At 38.9% G+C, this 16,523-nt stretch carries 16 protein-coding genes; 8 read left to right on the top strand and 8 right to left on the bottom strand.

Annotated elements, in window-relative coordinates; all coding sequences use genetic code 11:
* The first annotated feature begins 8 nt into the window (after window positions 1-8).
* Window positions 9-392, top strand: a complete 384-nt coding sequence (locus BGO42_RS04295) for a RidA family protein (protein WP_273246360.1) — start codon at window positions 9-11, stop codon at window positions 390-392.
* Here BGO42_RS04295 and BGO42_RS04300 read toward each other — a convergent pair.
* The 3 genes from BGO42_RS04300 to BGO42_RS04310 all read right to left on the bottom strand — a co-directional run bounded on the left by BGO42_RS04300 (window position 373) and on the right by BGO42_RS04310 (window position 3,613).
* The gene (locus BGO42_RS04300) at window positions 373-747 is read right to left on the bottom strand and encodes a methylglyoxal synthase (protein ID WP_273246361.1); all 375 of its coding nucleotides are present in this window, start codon (window positions 745-747) and stop codon (window positions 373-375) included. The genes BGO42_RS04295 and BGO42_RS04300 overlap by 20 nt on opposite strands.
* Before the next feature lies 1 nt (window position 748).
* Window positions 749-1,594 (bottom strand): N-acetylglucosamine kinase, encoded by an 846-nt coding sequence (locus tag BGO42_RS04305; RefSeq protein ID WP_273246362.1) that lies wholly within the window; start codon window positions 1,592-1,594, stop codon window positions 749-751.
* Between the two features lie 66 nt (window positions 1,595-1,660).
* Window positions 1,661-3,613: an amino acid permease gene (locus BGO42_RS04310; RefSeq protein ID WP_273246363.1), complete on the bottom strand. Its 1,953-nt coding sequence runs from the start codon at window positions 3,611-3,613 to the stop codon at window positions 1,661-1,663.
* A 264-nt stretch (window positions 3,614-3,877) separates the two neighbouring features.
* Between BGO42_RS04310 and BGO42_RS04315 the strand changes: the two genes are divergently transcribed.
* From BGO42_RS04315 to sucC, 4 genes are all read left to right on the top strand, one after another.
* Complete coding sequence (locus BGO42_RS04315; RefSeq protein WP_177734839.1) at window positions 3,878-4,513, top strand: peroxiredoxin; 636 nt, start codon at window positions 3,878-3,880, stop codon at window positions 4,511-4,513.
* 17 nt (window positions 4,514-4,530) lie between these two features.
* A complete protein-coding gene (locus BGO42_RS04320) occupies window positions 4,531-4,839 on the top strand; it encodes a thioredoxin family protein (protein WP_177734841.1) in 309 nt (102 codons plus the stop codon).
* 2 nt (window positions 4,840-4,841) lie between these two features.
* Window positions 4,842-5,099, top strand: coding sequence for a DUF6952 family protein (locus BGO42_RS04325; RefSeq protein WP_177734843.1), 258 nt, complete (start codon window positions 4,842-4,844; stop codon window positions 5,097-5,099).
* Window positions 5,100-5,353: 254 nt separating this feature from the next.
* Window positions 5,354-6,547: an ADP-forming succinate--CoA ligase subunit beta gene (gene sucC / locus BGO42_RS04330; RefSeq protein WP_273246364.1), complete on the top strand. Its 1,194-nt coding sequence runs from the start codon at window positions 5,354-5,356 to the stop codon at window positions 6,545-6,547.
* 53 nt (window positions 6,548-6,600) lie between these two features.
* Here sucC and BGO42_RS04335 read toward each other — a convergent pair whose 3' ends face one another.
* Window positions 6,601-7,125, bottom strand: coding sequence for a DUF4269 domain-containing protein (locus BGO42_RS04335; protein ID WP_273246365.1), 525 nt, complete (start codon window positions 7,123-7,125; stop codon window positions 6,601-6,603).
* 4 nt (window positions 7,126-7,129) lie between these two features.
* The gene (locus BGO42_RS04340) at window positions 7,130-7,558 is read right to left on the bottom strand and encodes a DUF1456 family protein (RefSeq protein WP_177734850.1); all 429 of its coding nucleotides are present in this window, start codon (window positions 7,556-7,558) and stop codon (window positions 7,130-7,132) included.
* Window positions 7,559-7,647: 89 nt separating this feature from the next.
* Between BGO42_RS04340 and BGO42_RS04345 the strand changes: the two genes are divergently transcribed.
* On the top strand, window positions 7,648-8,049 hold the full coding sequence (locus BGO42_RS04345) for a TerB family tellurite resistance protein (protein WP_177734852.1): 402 nt from the start codon (window positions 7,648-7,650) through the stop codon (window positions 8,047-8,049).
* 30 nt (window positions 8,050-8,079) lie between these two features.
* Here the strand turns inward: BGO42_RS04345 and uvrB are convergent, their stop codons facing one another.
* The gene (gene uvrB, locus BGO42_RS04350) at window positions 8,080-10,068 is read right to left on the bottom strand and encodes an excinuclease ABC subunit UvrB (RefSeq protein ID WP_273246366.1); all 1,989 of its coding nucleotides are present in this window, start codon (window positions 10,066-10,068) and stop codon (window positions 8,080-8,082) included.
* Window positions 10,069-10,223: 155 nt separating this feature from the next.
* Window positions 10,224-12,857 (bottom strand): valine--tRNA ligase, encoded by a 2,634-nt coding sequence (locus tag BGO42_RS04355; protein WP_273246367.1) that lies wholly within the window; start codon window positions 12,855-12,857, stop codon window positions 10,224-10,226.
* 301 nt (window positions 12,858-13,158) lie between these two features.
* Between BGO42_RS04355 and BGO42_RS04360 the strand changes: the two genes are divergently transcribed.
* Window positions 13,159-13,593 carry a DUF1573 domain-containing protein gene (locus BGO42_RS04360; protein ID WP_177734858.1) on the top strand — a complete coding sequence of 145 codons (435 nt, stop codon included), beginning with the start codon at window positions 13,159-13,161 and terminating at the stop codon, window positions 13,591-13,593.
* A gap of 49 nt (window positions 13,594-13,642) precedes the next feature.
* Here BGO42_RS04360 and BGO42_RS04365 read toward each other — a convergent pair whose 3' ends face one another.
* Complete coding sequence (locus tag BGO42_RS04365; protein WP_273246368.1) at window positions 13,643-14,971, bottom strand: PDZ domain-containing protein; 1,329 nt, start codon at window positions 14,969-14,971, stop codon at window positions 13,643-13,645.
* A 125-nt stretch (window positions 14,972-15,096) separates the two neighbouring features.
* Between BGO42_RS04365 and BGO42_RS04370 the strand changes: the two genes are divergently transcribed.
* Complete coding sequence (locus BGO42_RS04370; protein ID WP_177734862.1) at window positions 15,097-16,290, top strand: pyridoxal phosphate-dependent aminotransferase; 1,194 nt, start codon at window positions 15,097-15,099, stop codon at window positions 16,288-16,290.
* Window positions 16,291-16,523 lie beyond the last annotated feature (233 nt).

The raw sequence follows: 16,523 nt of genomic DNA on the forward strand, positions 1-16,523 counted from the left end.
AACATAGTATGAAAAAAATCATTTTTACAGCTAAGGCTCCTGCTCCTATCGGACCTTACAGCCAGGCAGTCCTTGTTAATGACAGCACATTATATACTTCCGGCCAGATCGCTTTGGATCCGGTTACAGGAGATTTAGTAATGGATTCCATAGAAGTGGAAACCAAACAAGTTATGGAAAACATGACCGCTGTTCTTGAAGCGGCAGGAATGACCTTTGAGAACGTTGTAAAGACCACAATCTTTATTAGCGACATGAACGATTTTGCGAGAATAAATGCTATTTACGGTGCTTATTTTAATGAAAAAACCGCTCCAGCTCGTGAAACGGTTCAGGTGGCTTGTTTGCCAAAAAACGTTAATGTAGAAATCTCTATGATTGCAGAGAAATAGCTTTCAGCAGCAATTCGGCAGTTGCCTGATTGGTTGCTAACGGCACATTATGCACATCACACACCCTTATGAGCATGTTAATATCCGGCTCATGAGGGTGTTTTGCTAAAGGGTCTTTAAAGAACAGGACCATATTGCATTTTCCTTCTGCCACACGGGCCGCAATCTGCGCATCTCCTCCCAATGGTCCGGACAGCATTTTCAGCACCTTAAATCCCGCATTTTCCGCTTTGCTACCGGTAGTTCCCGTTGCGATTAAAGTAATGTTTTCCGATTTCAGAAAAGCTTTGTGTTCGTTCAGGAACTGAACCAGATCGGCTTTCATACCATCATGGGCAATAACAGCTATTTCCATTTTATACTGTGTGATAATTAATTAATCCGTCTATGGGTTTGCGATACACATTCCCCAGTGTAAGTCCGTTCCCGTTTAAGACCATTTCCAGTTCTTCTTTCAGATAGTAGGCAATCGAACCGATGAAGTGCACCGGGATCTCACGGCAGTCATCAAACTGGGTGATGTAATTGTCCACAAAAACCTGCATGTCATGCAAAACGATCTTCCGGATGAATTCATGATCCTTATGCTTGATTAAAAACTTGGCAAAGGTTGCCAGAAAGGCATTCGGATTGGGTACTTTATAGAAGTTGTGTTTCAGCACATCAGCATCCAGATCATACTCTTTTTCAAATTCTTTAGCCAGTTCCTGCGGCATTTTTCCAAAATAGTACGCCCGTATCAGGTGGCGCCCAAACTGGTTACCGCTGCAATCGTCCATTGCCAGATAGCCTAACGACTGTATTTTCTGGTGCAGTTCCTTACCATCATAATAACTGCAGTTGGAACCTGTTCCCAGAATACAAACGATGGCTTTTTCATTGTGCGGTGTTGTGGCAAACACGGCGGCATAGGTATCTTCGTGAACTACGATTTCGGCATTTGTAAAGTATTCTTTAAAAACACCGGTCAGGAAGTTTTTCATCCGGTCGGTTCCGCAGCCGGCTCCATAAAAATACAGGTGTGTCACCTTGTCTTTGTTATGCGAGATGTCAAACCGCTGGTCGATCCGGTATAATACATCTTCTCTTTCCAGGACTTCCGGATTTAATCCTAAAGTGGTTGCCGTAAACTGAATACTTCCGTTTTCGTCCAATGCAATCCAGTCGGCTTTTGTAGAGCCACTATCTACTACTAATTTCATTTGCCTTTATCTTGTTAAAATCAATAACTATCACGAGGTAAACACTTCTGCTGTTCCGGCGAACCTTTAGTCGTGTATGGTCGGTTCTATTTTACTGTAATTCAATTTACTGTTTTTCTGGCTGTAGCCAAAATAAATAGCCAGACCGATTAACAACCAAATGGTGAAGTAAATCCAGTTCCACACACTCAATTCTGCCATCATGTACAGACAGCATACCAGTCCCAGCAACGGAATTAAAGAAAGTCGCTTTTTATAAGCCCAAACCACTAATCCAACAAGTACCGTTAAAAAGATCCACATCGGAATTTTGTGTTTGAATAGTGCCAGACCGCTTTCGTATTTTACGTTTTCACCAATCGGTAAAGCCGCAACAACTTCGTCATATTTATCCTTATTCTCTTCTCTGTAATTGCTCAGGATATGCTCCAGATCCTGTGTTTCACTGGCAATATGTGCCTTCTCTCCTTTTAGCAAATGATTGTAAACCAATTCGGTTTCCGTTTTCGATAAAGCGGTTACAATTGCCGAAGGTTCGTTTACCTGTTTTACATTGGTAATAAAATCCATCGTCGGTTTTTTATTCACTGTAAAGGCAAATACCAAACCGGCAACCAGCAATAACGGTGCGATGTATCGGGCATTGATATAAGGGGTTTTAAATTTACCTCTCGGAATATCTTTTCTGTCCTGTAATACCAAAACTCCGGCGCAAACCAGTACGAAGGCAAACAGGGTTCCGATACTGCACAAATCGGTTACCATTGTTAGGTTCAGGAATAAAGCCGGAATGGCTACTACAAAACCGGTTACGATGGTTGCATAGGAAGGGGTTTTATATTTCGGATGCACTTTAGAAAAACGCTTCGGAAGCAATCCGTCACGGCTCATACTCATCCAGATACGAGGCTGTCCCATCTGGAAAACCAGCAATACACTCGCCATCGCTACAACGGCACTCACGGCAATAATTCCGGAAAGCCATTTTAAATTCAGTTTATCAAAAACAAAGGCCAGCGGGTCACCCACATTCAGGTCTTTATAACTCACCATACCTGTTAAGACCAAGGCAATAACAATATAAAGAACGGTACAGATAATAATCGCCCACATCATCCCTCTCGGTAAATCACGCTGTGGATTTTTACATTCTTCTGCAGTGGTTGAAATTGCGTCAAACCCGATATATGCGAAGAAAACCGCAGAAACACCTTTCAGTACTCCGTTAATTCCGTTGGGTGCAAAAGGGCTCCAGTTTTCAACATCTACATAAAATACTCCCACCGCAATAACCAATAAAATGATCGCTAATTTCACGACTACCATCAGGTTACTGGCATTTCGGGATTCTTTCATCCCTCTGTAAACCAACCAGGTAATAATGATAATAATGAATAAAGCGGGTAAGTCTGCTACAAAGTGAAATGCCCCGATTGTAGGAGCGGTAGTCCAGGCCGTATGTGCTGCCTGAAGCGCAGCACTCAGGTTTTCAAACGATTTTCCGCCCTGCATTAAAGCGGTTGCTTCTTTAAAACCATTGGAAGCCGTCAGGTAGTCCATTTGTATCCATTGCGGCAGATGAATCCCGCCGCTATCGAGCAGTCCGGTAAAATAATCACTCCACGATATGGCTACGGTAATATTACCGATGGCGTATTCCATAATTAAAGCCCAACCTATTATCCAGGCAATCAATTCGCCAAAAGCCACATACGAATAGGTGTATGCGCTTCCGGAAACCGGAACCATTGAAGCAAATTCGGCATAGGCAAAAGCCGCAAAACCACAGGCTACAGCAGTAAATAAAAATAAGAATATTACAGCCGGACCACCATCGGAACTGGCTTTACCGATAGTACTGAAAATTCCGGCACCAACGATGGCCGCAATACCAAAAGCTGTCAAATCCTTTGTAGTTAAATGCTTACCTAATGCTCCATGTCCATCGGTGGCGTTTTGTTTTACTTGTTTTAAGATGTCTTCAACAGACTTTTTTCGAAATAAATTTGAAAAACTCATAAATTATTTTTGCATGTAATCGGTTAGTTTTAGGCTAATTAATAATAAATTAAATATTATTTATTCAATTTGCTAATAAAAACAAATATATAAAACCAATTCTTAAATCAATCTCTTCCATTTAAATAAAGTGAAAGCCATTATTCCAAATAGAAATTACCTATTTAAAAATAAATAATAATAATCAAACTTAATACTCAGTACACATTATATTGGCTACTTTTGCATTGTAAAAAAATAATAATCTTAAAATTTATACAAGTTATGTCATTAGTAGGTAAAAAATTTCCAAACATTGCAATTGACGCTATTTCTGAAATGGGAGACAATTTAAAAATCAACATTTTTGAAGAAGCTACAAAAAACAACAAGAAAGTATTATTATTTTGGTATCCAAAAGATTTCACTTTTGTATGTCCAACAGAATTACACGCCTTTCAAGCTGCTTTACCTGAATTTGAAAAAAGAAACACTATCGTAATCGGTGCTTCATGTGATACTAACGAAGTTCACTTTGCCTGGTTAAACACGCCAAAAGCAAACGGAGGAATCGAAGGTGTTACTTACCCTATTTTAGCCGATACAACCCGTAACTTAGCAAACATCTTAGGTATTTTAGATATCGAAACAGCTGCTTACAACGATGAGTTGGATACCGTAATCATTGAAGGATCTAATGTAACTTACCGTGCTACTTACTTAATTGATGAGACCGGAAAAATTTTCCACGAAAGTGTTAACGATATGCCGTTAGGAAGAAATGTTGCGGAGTATTTACGTTTAGTTGATGCTTACACACACGTACAAACTAAAGGAGAAGTATGTCCTGCTAATTGGGAAGAAGGAAAAGAGGCTATGTTTGCTACCAGAGAAGGTGTTGCTAACTACCTGAATAACTAATATTAAAAAAAATTGCTATGTTAATTGAATTAAATGAAGATAAACTACAGGAATTAGTAAATACTAATGAAAAAGTAGTTGTACAATTTTCTGCTTCCTGGTGTGGAAATTGCCGTATCATGAAGCCAAAATTTAAAAAACTGGCTTCCGAAAAAGAAAACATCACTTTTGTTTTAGTAGATGCGGAAAATTCTCCGGAATCAAGAAAACTGGCTAATGTTTCGAACTTACCTACATTCGCAACTTTTGTAAACGGCGGATTGGTAAATCAGACACAAACCAATAAAGCAGAGGTATTAACAGAATTAGTAAACGAAATCGCTTAACTATGAAATTACCGGTAATTAAACAGTTAACGCAGTTTATTGAAGAAAACGATCAGGATTACATCATTGAAACCATTGAAGTACTGGAAGCACTAACCGAAGTGCCTTCCCTGAAAGATGAAGAACTGGATGTTATTGGGGAATTAATTTCCAATATGTACGGTGCTCTTGAAGTAAACAAAATGGTTAAAGACGGAACCGATAAAAAAGAAGCTTTAAACAGCTTTATGAAACGTGTTCTGGGATCCATCGACAAATAAATCCTTTAACCAGAAGGAATCTAAAAACGCTTTCCGTACGGAAAGCGTTTTTTTTATTTTAAAGTCATTTTTCAAACCGGAAATCATCAAAAAACAGCGTTAAAAGTGTCCGCAAAATTGAAATCGCACTAAAAAAATACAAAGTCTTTTATTTTTAAGCGGATAATAACAAACTCCTCTAAATTTAATTAGGCACTTTAAATCAAGTTTGCTATTTTTGTGGCACTTTATAATAAAGCTAAACGTATCAAATTATGAATTTACACGAATATCAAGGTAAAGAAATATTAGCCAGTCACGGGGTAAGAGTACAACGTGGTTATGTTGCTAACAATGCCGAGGAAGCTGTAGCAAAAGCAAAACAACTGACTGCTGAAACCGGAACAGGTTGGCACGTAATCAAAGCTCAAATTCACGCAGGTGGGCGTGGAAAAGGTGGTGGTGTTAAGTTAGCTAAAAACCTGGATCAGGTAAAAGAGATAGCAGAACAAATCATCGGAATGGACTTAATAACTCCACAAACTCCGCCAGAAGGTAAAAAAGTACACAAAGTACTTGTTGCTGAAGATGTTTACTATCCTGGAGAAAGCGAAACTTCAGAATTTTATATGTCTGTTTTATTAAACAGAGGAAAAGGACGTAACATGATCATGTATTCTACTGAAGGTGGAATGGATATTGAAGAAGTTGCTGAAAAAACACCTCATTTAATCTTTACAGAAGAAATTGATCCTGCTGTTGGACTGCAAGGTTTCCAGGCAAGAAGAATTGCTTTTAACTTAGGTCTTTCAGGAGATGCTTTTAAAGAAATGATCAAATTCGTAGACGCTTTATACAAAGCTTATGTTGGTGCTGACGCTTCTTTATTTGAAATCAACCCGGTATTAAAAACTTCTGATAATAAAATTTTAGCTGTTGATGCAAAAGTTGTTATTGACGACAATGCTTTATTCAGACAAAAAACCTATGCTGAAATGCGTGATATCCGTGAGGAGAATCCAATTGAAGTAGAAGCGAAAGAAGTAGGATTAAACTACGTGGATTTAGATGGTAATGTTGGCTGTATGGTTAATGGTGCTGGTTTAGCTATGGCGACTATGGACTTAATCAAACATGCAGGATTTGAGCCGGCTAACTTCTTAGACGTGGGTGGAACTGCTGATGCGAAACGTGTTGAAACGGCTTTCCGTATCATCTTAAAAGATCCGAATGTAAAAGCGATCTTAATTAACATCTTCGGAGGAATCGTTCGTTGTGACCGTGTTGCTCAAGGGGTTGTTGACGCTTACAAAAACATGGGAGACAACATTAATGTTCCAATCATTGTTCGTTTACAAGGAACTAATGCAGAGATTGCAAAAGAATTAATCGATAATTCCGGTATGCCAATCTTATCTGCTGTTGAATTCCAGGAAGCTGCAGACCAGGTAAAAGCTGCTTTATCATAATTGAGAAACACCATTCTTATATACAAAAAAGCCTGAGTTAAACTCAGGCTTTTTTATTTCTTATAATTCAGTAATCCAAGATAAGGATCTCCTTCAATATGCAGCAATTTTGCAAAAGCAGGTTCTGTTTTCATTCCTGTACTTTTCAAATTGATTATCTTATCTCTGAAAGCACTCCCCTTTTCCTGAAGAATCTGGTATTCGATTAGCATGTGGCGGTAGCCGTTTTGTTCTTTTACCGGCAAATGCTGTCCGAAGATTTCAATTTCAATGCCATCAGCAAAAAAATTCGCAATTACCGTATCTTCTCCATTGATGACCGTATTACACCATGTAAAACCGGGATATCCGGAAAAGCCATGCTTTAACACTTCAATAAAGTCTTCTTTTACATTCCAGCAGCAAACGATATCCAGATCGCTTGAAGCTATCGCAATATCAATCGGGATTGTTCCTACCAAAACGGGTGTAAAACCGGCAAGCTTATCGAAAACCGTATGGGTGGTCAATACGTCATAACTTCGTCGTTGCAGCTCGTTTCCGACTTTCAGATAGTCAAGGGTATCAAATTGATCCAAAGGCTTATGAATTCTTATTCTTTCCGTTTTTAAACCTTACTTTTTCTACGATAGGCTGTTGCTTTTTCTGCTTGAACGGTGCTTTTTTAGGTGCAGGTTTCTTTTTCTCTTCCTGTTTTGGTTTTGGCGTAAACTCCTGTTTTTTCACAGCTGTTGCGGCCGTTTTAACGCCTTCTTTATTTTTCTCCAAAACTTCCATCGGGTTTTTAGGGTTTTCTTTCGTTCCTCTAAGATGGATAACTAATCCGTTCAAAAAGTTACGCAAAACCTGATCACCACACTCCATAAATTTAGGATGGTCTTCATTACGGAAAAAGTTACCGATTTCCCCTTTGGAAATTCTAAAATCCACCAGTTCTAAAATGGCTACGATTTGATCATCCCGTAATTGTAAAGCTACACGAAGCTTTTTAAAGATATCATTATTGTTCATTAGTCGAAAAATTATCCTTCAAAGATACATAAAATCAACGGTCCCTTTTTTGATTCCGATTTTAATTTACTTTTGCAAAAAATATTATCATGAATACTTACGAAGAAAGAATCAGTCTTCTCTCAGAAATGATTGCTTTTGCTATAGTCGATGGGGAATTACACGACAATGAATACGACTTTTTAGCCATCGTTGCCGAAGAGCTTGGCATTGAGAAGTCCGTTTTTTTAAGTCTTTTCGACAAGCAGAAGGAGATTGTCATTATAAAAGACGAGCACCAGCGCATTATGCAATTCTACCGTTTGGCGTTGCTGATGCATGTTGATGATGTTTTGCACGAACGGGAAGTAAGAGCGATTAATGAGATTGGGATTAAGATGGGATTGAACCCAATGGGCATTCGCAAAACATTAAAAGCAATGGAAGATTCTCCTAATAAAATGGTGGCCGCGGAGTTTTTGATCTGCGCCTTTGAAGAACAGCATAATTAAACAATGCTGTTCTTTAAAAACACATAACTCTTATACTTTTTCCTGTAATACTTTTATTTCGTCTCTTAATTTTGCAGCCTGCATAAAGTCCAGATCTTTAGCCGCTTTTTCCATGGCTTTGCGTTTTTCACGTATGATCTTTTCAATTTCCGGTTTAGACAGATAGGCAGTTTCCGGTTCTGCAGCACGTGCGGCAGTCTTTTCCTGTTCGTAAGAGGCAGCTGAATTTTTCATCAGCGCGCTTTCAATCTTTTTATTCAGTCCTTTCGGAACCAGATTGTGCTTGGTGTTATAATCAATCTGTTTTTGTCTGCGGTAGTTCGTTTCATCAATTGTTTTCTGCATACTTGCCGTAATCTTATCGGCATACATTATTGCCTTCCCGTTCACATTACGCGCAGCACGTCCCACCGTCTGCGTCAGTGAACGATGGCTTCTCAGGAATCCTTCCTTATCGGCGTCCAGAATAGCAACCAGGGAAACTTCCGGTAAGTCCAGTCCTTCACGCAGCAGGTTTACCCCGATTAATACATCAAACAGTCCTTTTCGTAAATCCTGCATGATCTCCACCCGTTCCAGTGTGTCCACTTCCGAGTGAATATAACGGCAACGTATTGAAACTTTGGCTAAATATTTAGCCAGTTCTTCCGCCATACGTTTGGTCAGCGTTGTCACTAAAACCCTTTCATCAGCTTCACAGCGCAATTGAATTTCTTCTATTAAATCGTCAATCTGGTTCTGGCTTGGTCGTATCTCAATGATCGGATCGAGTAATCCTGTAGGACGAATGATCTGTTCTACATAAATCCCTTCCGATTTTTGCAATTCATAATCTGCCGGTGTTGCCGAAACATAAATCACCTGGTTTTGCATGCCTTCAAATTCTTCAAACTTCAACGGTCGGTTGTCCATTGCTGCCGGAAGGCGGAAGCCATATTCCACCAGATTTTCTTTACGGGAACGATCCCCGCCATACATGGCATGAACCTGCGAAATAGTCACGTGGCTTTCGTCCACAACCATTAGGAAATCATCCGGAAAGTAATCCAGTAAGCAGAACGGACGTGTTCCGGGCGCTCTTCCGTCCAGATAACGGGAGTAGTTTTCAATTCCGGAGCAATAGCCCAGTTCGCGGATCATCTCCAAATCAAAATTCGTACGTTCTTCCAAACGTTTTGCTTCAAGATGCTTGCCTATTTCTTTAAAATAATCGACCTGTTTTACCAAATCCTGCTGGATTTCCCAGATAGCATTCTGCAAAACATCCGGCGAGGTTACAAACATATTGGCCGGGTAGATATTCAGTTTGTCATATTTCTCCAAAACCTGAGCTGTTTTGGCATCAAAAGCTTCTATTTCTTCAATTTCATCGCCAAAGAAGTGAATCCGGAACGGTTCATCACCATAACTTGGAAATACTTCTACCGTGTCACCTTTGATCCGGAAAGTTCCGGGCGTAAATTCTGCTTCGGTACGGGCATACAAACTCTGAACCAAACGGTGCAATAATTTGGTCCGGGAAATGGTCTGATTCTGTTCGATGGAAACCACGTTTTTCTGGAATTCCACCGGGTTACCAATACCGTATAAACAGGAAACCGAAGCCACTACCAACACGTCCCTCCTACCGGATAACAGCGATGAAGTGGTACTCAATCGCATTTTTTCCAGTTCTTCATTAATGGACAGATCCTTTTCAATATAGGTTCCCGTTACCGGGATAAAAGCTTCCGGCTGATAGTAGTCGTAGTAAGAAACAAAGTATTCCACAGCATTGTTCGGGAAGAATTGCTTGAATTCCGAATACAGCTGCGCGGCCAGTGTTTTGTTGTGTGCCAGCACCAATGTAGGCCGCTGCACTTCCTGGATAACATTGGCTACCGTAAACGTTTTTCCGGAACCCGTTACCCCTAACAAAGTCTGAAAACGCTCTCCGTTATCAACTCCTTTACTCAGTTTATCTATAGCCTGCGGCTGATCACCTGTTGGCTTATAATCGGAAACAACTTGGAATTTCATCTGTTAATTTGAAGTATTTGACAAACACAAAGGTACAAAGGAAAATACTAATTCGATTATAAAATGAAAGGATGCTTTTAGTGTCTTTTCTTTTATTTCTAAAAACAAAAGAGGCCTGAAAATTCAGACCTCTTTTTATGTGGTTATGCCAATTTTTATTGTAAACCGGCTAAGCTTTGTTCTATCGTTGCAATTTTAGCCAAAGCATCTGCTTCTTTCTGGCGTTCGATCGCTACAACTTTTTCCGGTGCCGAATTCACAAATTTTTCATTTGCGAGTTTCGCCTGTACCGATTTCAGGAATCCTTTATTGTAGTTAAGTTCTTCCGTTAATTTTGTAATCTCTTCTTCCACATTAATATTTCCGGTAATCGGAATAAAATATTCATTGGATTTTACACGGTAGGACAACGCTCCGTCAACTTTGTCCGTAACATATTCCAAAGCGCTGATGTTTCCAAGCTTTGTGATAATTACATCAAAGAATGTCGTTGCATTTTCATTGTTCACTACTTTCAATTCAATTGTATCCTTGAAAGAAATGTTTTTGTCTTTTCTGATTGTACGAATACCGGAAATTACTTCCGTAGCAAAGTCGAATTCTGCAATAAGCGCTTCGTTTACGGTTTGTGCTTTCGGCCATTCTGCAATGATCAGGGCTTCTTTCTCTGATCGTTCAGCAATGTGCTGCCAGATTTCTTCGGTCAGGAACGGCATGAACGGATGTAATAATTTCAGGTTCGCTTCCAGCATTTCAATCGCACTGTTAAAAGTAACACTGTCAATCGGCTGCTGGTAACCCGGCTTAATCATTTCCAGGAACCACGAACAGAAATCATCCCAAACCAGCTTATACGTTGCCATTAAAGCATCGGAAATTCTGTATTTCTCAAAATGGTCTTCAATTTCGGCTAATGTTTTCTGTAATTTGGCTTCATACCATTCTACAGCAACTTTAGCATATTCCGGCTGGGCAATGCTTTCGCTTACTTCCCATCCTTTGATCAGACGGAATGCATTCCAGATTTTATTACTGAATGCTTTCCCCTGGTTGCATAGTTCTTCATCAAACAGGATATCATTTCCGGCAGCTGCACTTAACAATAATCCGGCACGAACACCATCGGCTCCGAATTTCTCAATCAAATCCAACGGATCCGGTGAGTTTCCAAGCGATTTCGACATTTTCCGGCGTTGGTTATCACGTACCAATCCGGTTAAATATACATTCGTAAACGGTTTTTCTCCGGCATATTCATAACCGGCAATGATCATACGGGCTACCCAGAAGAACAAAATGTCCGGTCCGGTTACCAGGTCATTGGTAGGATAATAGTATTTATATTCCGGATTTTCAGGATCCATGATGCCTCCGAAAACGGATATCGGCCATAACCAGGACGAGAACCAGGTATCCAAAGCATCTACATCCTGTCTTAAATCATCGGCTGTTAAAATCTGGTTACCTGTTTTTTGTATTGCCAGCGCCAACGCTTCTTCTCTGGTTTCTGCAACAACAAAATCTTCTTTTCCGTCACCATAATAGTATGCCGGAATTTGTTGTCCCCACCATAACTGACGGGAAATATTCCAGTCACGGATGTTTTCCATCCAATGGCGGTATGTATTGTTAAAACGGCTTGGATATAGTTTTACATCCTCGGTTTCCAAAACAGCTTTTATTGCCGGTTTTACCAGATCTTCCATTTTAAGGAACCACTGATCTGACAATCTCGGTTCAATAACCGCTTTGGTTCTTTCGGAAGTACCTACTTTATTAATATGTGTTTCCACTTTTACCAAAGCACCAAGCGTTTCCAGTTCCTGAGCAATTTCCTCACGAACAACGAAACGGTCTTTCCCCTGATAGTGTAATCCGAAAGCGTTTAATGTGGCATCATCATTGAAGATATCAATGATTTCCAGATTGTGTTTTTCGCCTAATTCTTTATCGTTTACATCGTGTGCCGGTGTAACTTTTAAGCAGCCTGTACCAAATTCCATATCCACATATTCGTCGAAAATAATCGGAATAACGCGGTTGCAAATCGGCACAATTACTCTTTTCCCTTTTAAGTGGAAATATCGTTCATCTTCCGGGTGAATACAGATTGCTGTATCGCCTAAAATAGTTTCCGGACGTGTTGTCGCGATCGTTACATATTCTTCGCTGTCTTCAATCTGATATCGTAAATGGTATAATCTCCCCTGGCGTTCTTCGTAGATAACTTCTTCATCCGACAGCGTTGTTTTCGCTTCCGGATCCCAGTTTACCATTCGGTAACCACGGTAAATCAGTCCTTTATTGTATAAATCAACAAAAGAACGGATAACGGAAGCCGACATATCCGGATCCATTGTAAACTTGGTTCTTTCCCAATCGCAGGAAGCACCCAGTTTTTTCAGCTGATCCAGGATTACGCCACCGTATTTATCGGTCCATTCCCAGGCATGTTTCAGGAATTCTTCACGGGATAAATCGTTTTTATTAATCCCTTCTGCTTTTAGCTTGGCTACTACTTTAGCTTCAGTAGCAATGGAAGCATGGTCGGTTCCGGGAACCCAGCAGGCATTAAATCCTTTTAAACGAGCTCTACGAATCAATACATCCTGGATAGTATTGTTCAACATATGTCCCATGTGCAGTACTCCTGTGACGTTTGGCGGCGGAATTACAATTGTGTACGGAGTTCTGTGGTCAGGTTCCGAGTGAAAATAATTGTTCTTCATCCAGTAGTCGTACCATTTCTGTTCTACTGCCTTGGCGTCAAATTGAGCTGGAATTGTCATATATAGTCTTCGTTTATTTTTCTTGTGTTTATAATAATCCATCGGCTAATCGCTTAGCAATGATGGCAATAAAAATCTTTTTCGCAAATTCAAAGATAGAAAACGGACAGTAAGAAAATGGCTTTAAAAAAAGCACTGTCGTTTCGATTCCAAAAAAGATATTGCTTTTTTGGTACACTTTTTGCAAATTATCTCGCAAAAGTAATTATATCTGAGCAAATAAAAAAAGAGCGTTAAAATATTTGTTCATTTATTAAAACAATGTAATTTTACAATAACAATAAAAAAAACTAAATTAAAAATGAAAAAATTATTAGGATTAGTTGCAGTATTAGCATTTAGTGTTGCTTCATATGCTCAAAAAGGACCAAAAATCGAATTTAAAGCAAAAGACAACACTATTGATTATGGTGTAGTATCTAAAGATTCTGACAATGGTATCAGATCTTTCGAGTTCAAAAACACTGGTGATGCTCCTCTAATTATTACGAATGTACAATCTACTTGCGGATGTACTGTTCCATCTAAACCGACTGAGCCTATTATGCCTGGTAAAACCGGAAAAATTGATGTAAAATACAACATGAATCCTGGTAAAATCAGCAAAACCATCACTGTAGAATCAAATGCTGTTAACTATGAAGGTGGTAAAGTTGCTTTAAGAATTAAAGGTGAAGTAATCGTTAAACAAGAGGCTGGAGTTCTTGAAAAACCTAAAACAACTCCACAATCGTAACAACATTACTTATTGATACAAAAGCCCTGTTAATACAGGGCTTTTTTTATTACAAGAGCTTTCTGAGCTTAATTTCATAATCCAGAACTTTCCCATCCCTTTCCACCTGAATCTTTATTATTTTATTTTCTTCCGACTGCAATAACTCGTTTATGCGCTGTTTCGAAAGGTTGTGAACATTCTTTTTATCAATCTTTAAAACCTTGTCTCCGGCTTTCAGGCCTGCCTCCTCGCCAGGTGATTTCTTCCGGACGCTGGCGATCTCAAATACCGGCTTCAAAATGAATTTGTATTTAAAACTGGAATTATCAAAAACAATATCATTCATATTGATCGCTCCCATCGGCAAGGCTTTATCGACCTGGCTTTTGGCAGATTCCTGCACCCATTCTACTCCATTGTGCTGTATTTCGATTCCGCTCATATTATAGTTAAACGGATCTTCATACATATTGTTGGTCTTTACAAGAATCCTGGATTCTTCATAATCCACCATGACCGTAAACCGCTTAATGATTTCCCCGCCCAAAGAACCGTTCCGGTCTTTAATGATCCGCAGCTGTCTGTAGGATGTGGTATCCGGATAAGAAACCAAAGGGTCTTTAAAGGTGAAATGTGCCGTTTTGATTTCTGATAAACGTGATTTTTTACCGTGAATAGTACCGCCTATTCCTTCTCCGAGCACATCTTCAAAATATTTATCATTACACTTTATCCTGTCATCTTCAAACAGCCACAGTCCGTCTGTAAGTCCTGTATCGAATAACAGCTTTAACTGCATTTCTTTCTGGTCCAGCCGGGCATGAACATCCACATAAGGTCTTCCGTTAACAATGCTCAAAGGAATACTGGTAAACGATTTTAATCTCCTTTTTTTCAATACATCCCTATTCTTGTATAGGGTAATCTTCTTTTTAATGTAATTAATCTCTACCAGGTGGTTTCTAAAAAAAGAGTACCCCAATATCCCATTAACCGGTATTCCTATTCTGGAGGAAAAATTCAGATTGTCGTCCAGGATTACCAATATCTCAAAATTTGTATCGACATAATCACTCACATTCATTTTGTTACGCTGTGATAATAATCCTTCCGCTTCTTCTTCATTTCCCAAACCGGATATTTTTATTTTTTTAGTATTGAAAAGCTGCACGGTATCATTTTGCGGAAAACTGAAAATCAGGGAAGGTTCCGATCCGGAATCCAGCAACATATTGAGCTTAGTATTATTTATTTCAACGGGAATAATAATCAGGTTATCAACAAAGACAAAAGGTATCGTGATTTTATCTTTTGAAGATTTCCACTGAAATCCATCCTGGGCGGCGATGGAATTAGGATATGTGATTAACAAAAAAAGAAAAAAGATTAATCGCATAAATTAAATTTTTCTTAAATCTAAGAAATAGTTCCGATATTTCCTATTAATAAAGGATTTTAGCCCCGATATTTTTATGAATTTCCTAAAAAAAGTCGCAAATTTGTGCATCAAAAATATTAACCATGCCTAAAGTTTCATTAAAAGGGCAACAGATGCCTGAATCACCAATTAGAAAATTGGTTCCTTATGCAGAAATTGCTAAAAAGAAAGGTCATAAAGTATATCATTTAAATATTGGCCAACCGGATATCAAAACTCCGGAAGTAGCTTTGAATGCTGTAAAAAACACCGATATCACTGTTTTAGAATACAGTCACTCTGCTGGTTTTGAAAGCTACAGAAATAAACTTTCAAAGTATTATCAGGATCACGGTCTTCCCATTAACCAGGCAGATATCATTATTACTACCGGTGGTTCTGAAGCCTTGCTTTTTGCAATGGGAAGTACTATGGATACTAATGATGAAATCATTATCCCTGAGCCCTTTTATGCAAATTACAATGGTTTTTCTACTGCTTCCGGCGTAAAAGTAGTGCCTGTGATTTCTACTATAGATACCGGGTTTGCTTTACCTCCGATCAGTGATTTTGAAAAATTGATTACTCCGAAAACAAAAGCAATCTTAATCTGTAATCCGGGTAATCCAACCGGTTATCTGTATTCTAAAGAAGAAATAATGCAGTTAGCTGAATTGGTTAAAAAACATGATCTTTTCCTGATTGCTGATGAAGTTTACCGTGAATTCACTTATGACGGAGACAAACATTACTCGGTAATGAATATTGAAGGATTAGAAGAAAATGCAATTATGATTGATTCTGTTTCGAAACGATACAGTATGTGCGGAGCAAGAATCGGTTGTATTGTTTCTAAAAATAAAGAAGTAATGGCAACTGCGATGAAGTTTGCACAGGCGCGTTTAAGCCCGCCAACTTTTGCTCAAATTGCCAGTGAAGCTGCTTTAGAAACTCCTCAAAGTTATTTTGATGATGTAATTACGGAATATAAAGATCGTAGAGACACTTTAATTGCCGAATTGAATAAGATTGAAGGTGTGAAAGTAGCAACTCCAAAAGGAGCTTTTTACTGCATTGCAAAACTACCGATTAAGAACGCTGATGATTTTGCACAATGGTTACTGGAAAGCTATGATTTAAACGGAGAAACCGTTATGGTTGCTCCAGCTGCAGGTTTTTACTCTACACCAAATGTAGGACTTGACGAAGTACGAATTGCTTATGTTTTAAAGAAAGAAGATTTAATTCAGTCTGTTAAAATTCTAAAAGAAGCACTTCAGGCTTACAACAATAAATAATATAAAAGCCTCATTTAAATGAGGCTTTTTTTGTTCAAAGGCAACCATAACGGTTGCCTTTTTTTATGATGATACCTTTTGCTTACAAACATAAAAAAACCCGCTCTTTCGAGCGGGCTTTTTACATTATTATCACAATCTAAAACTAATTATCGTTTTAACGAGAAGTGCGCCTTAAATTCTTTTAATTGTCCTTGTTCGGTATAGGTCACTGTAAACCAGTAATCCGTAGA

Source organism: Flavobacterium sp. 40-81 (genome assembly GCF_001898245.1).
Lineage (GTDB): Bacteria > Bacteroidota > Bacteroidia > Flavobacteriales > Flavobacteriaceae > Flavobacterium > Flavobacterium inviolabile.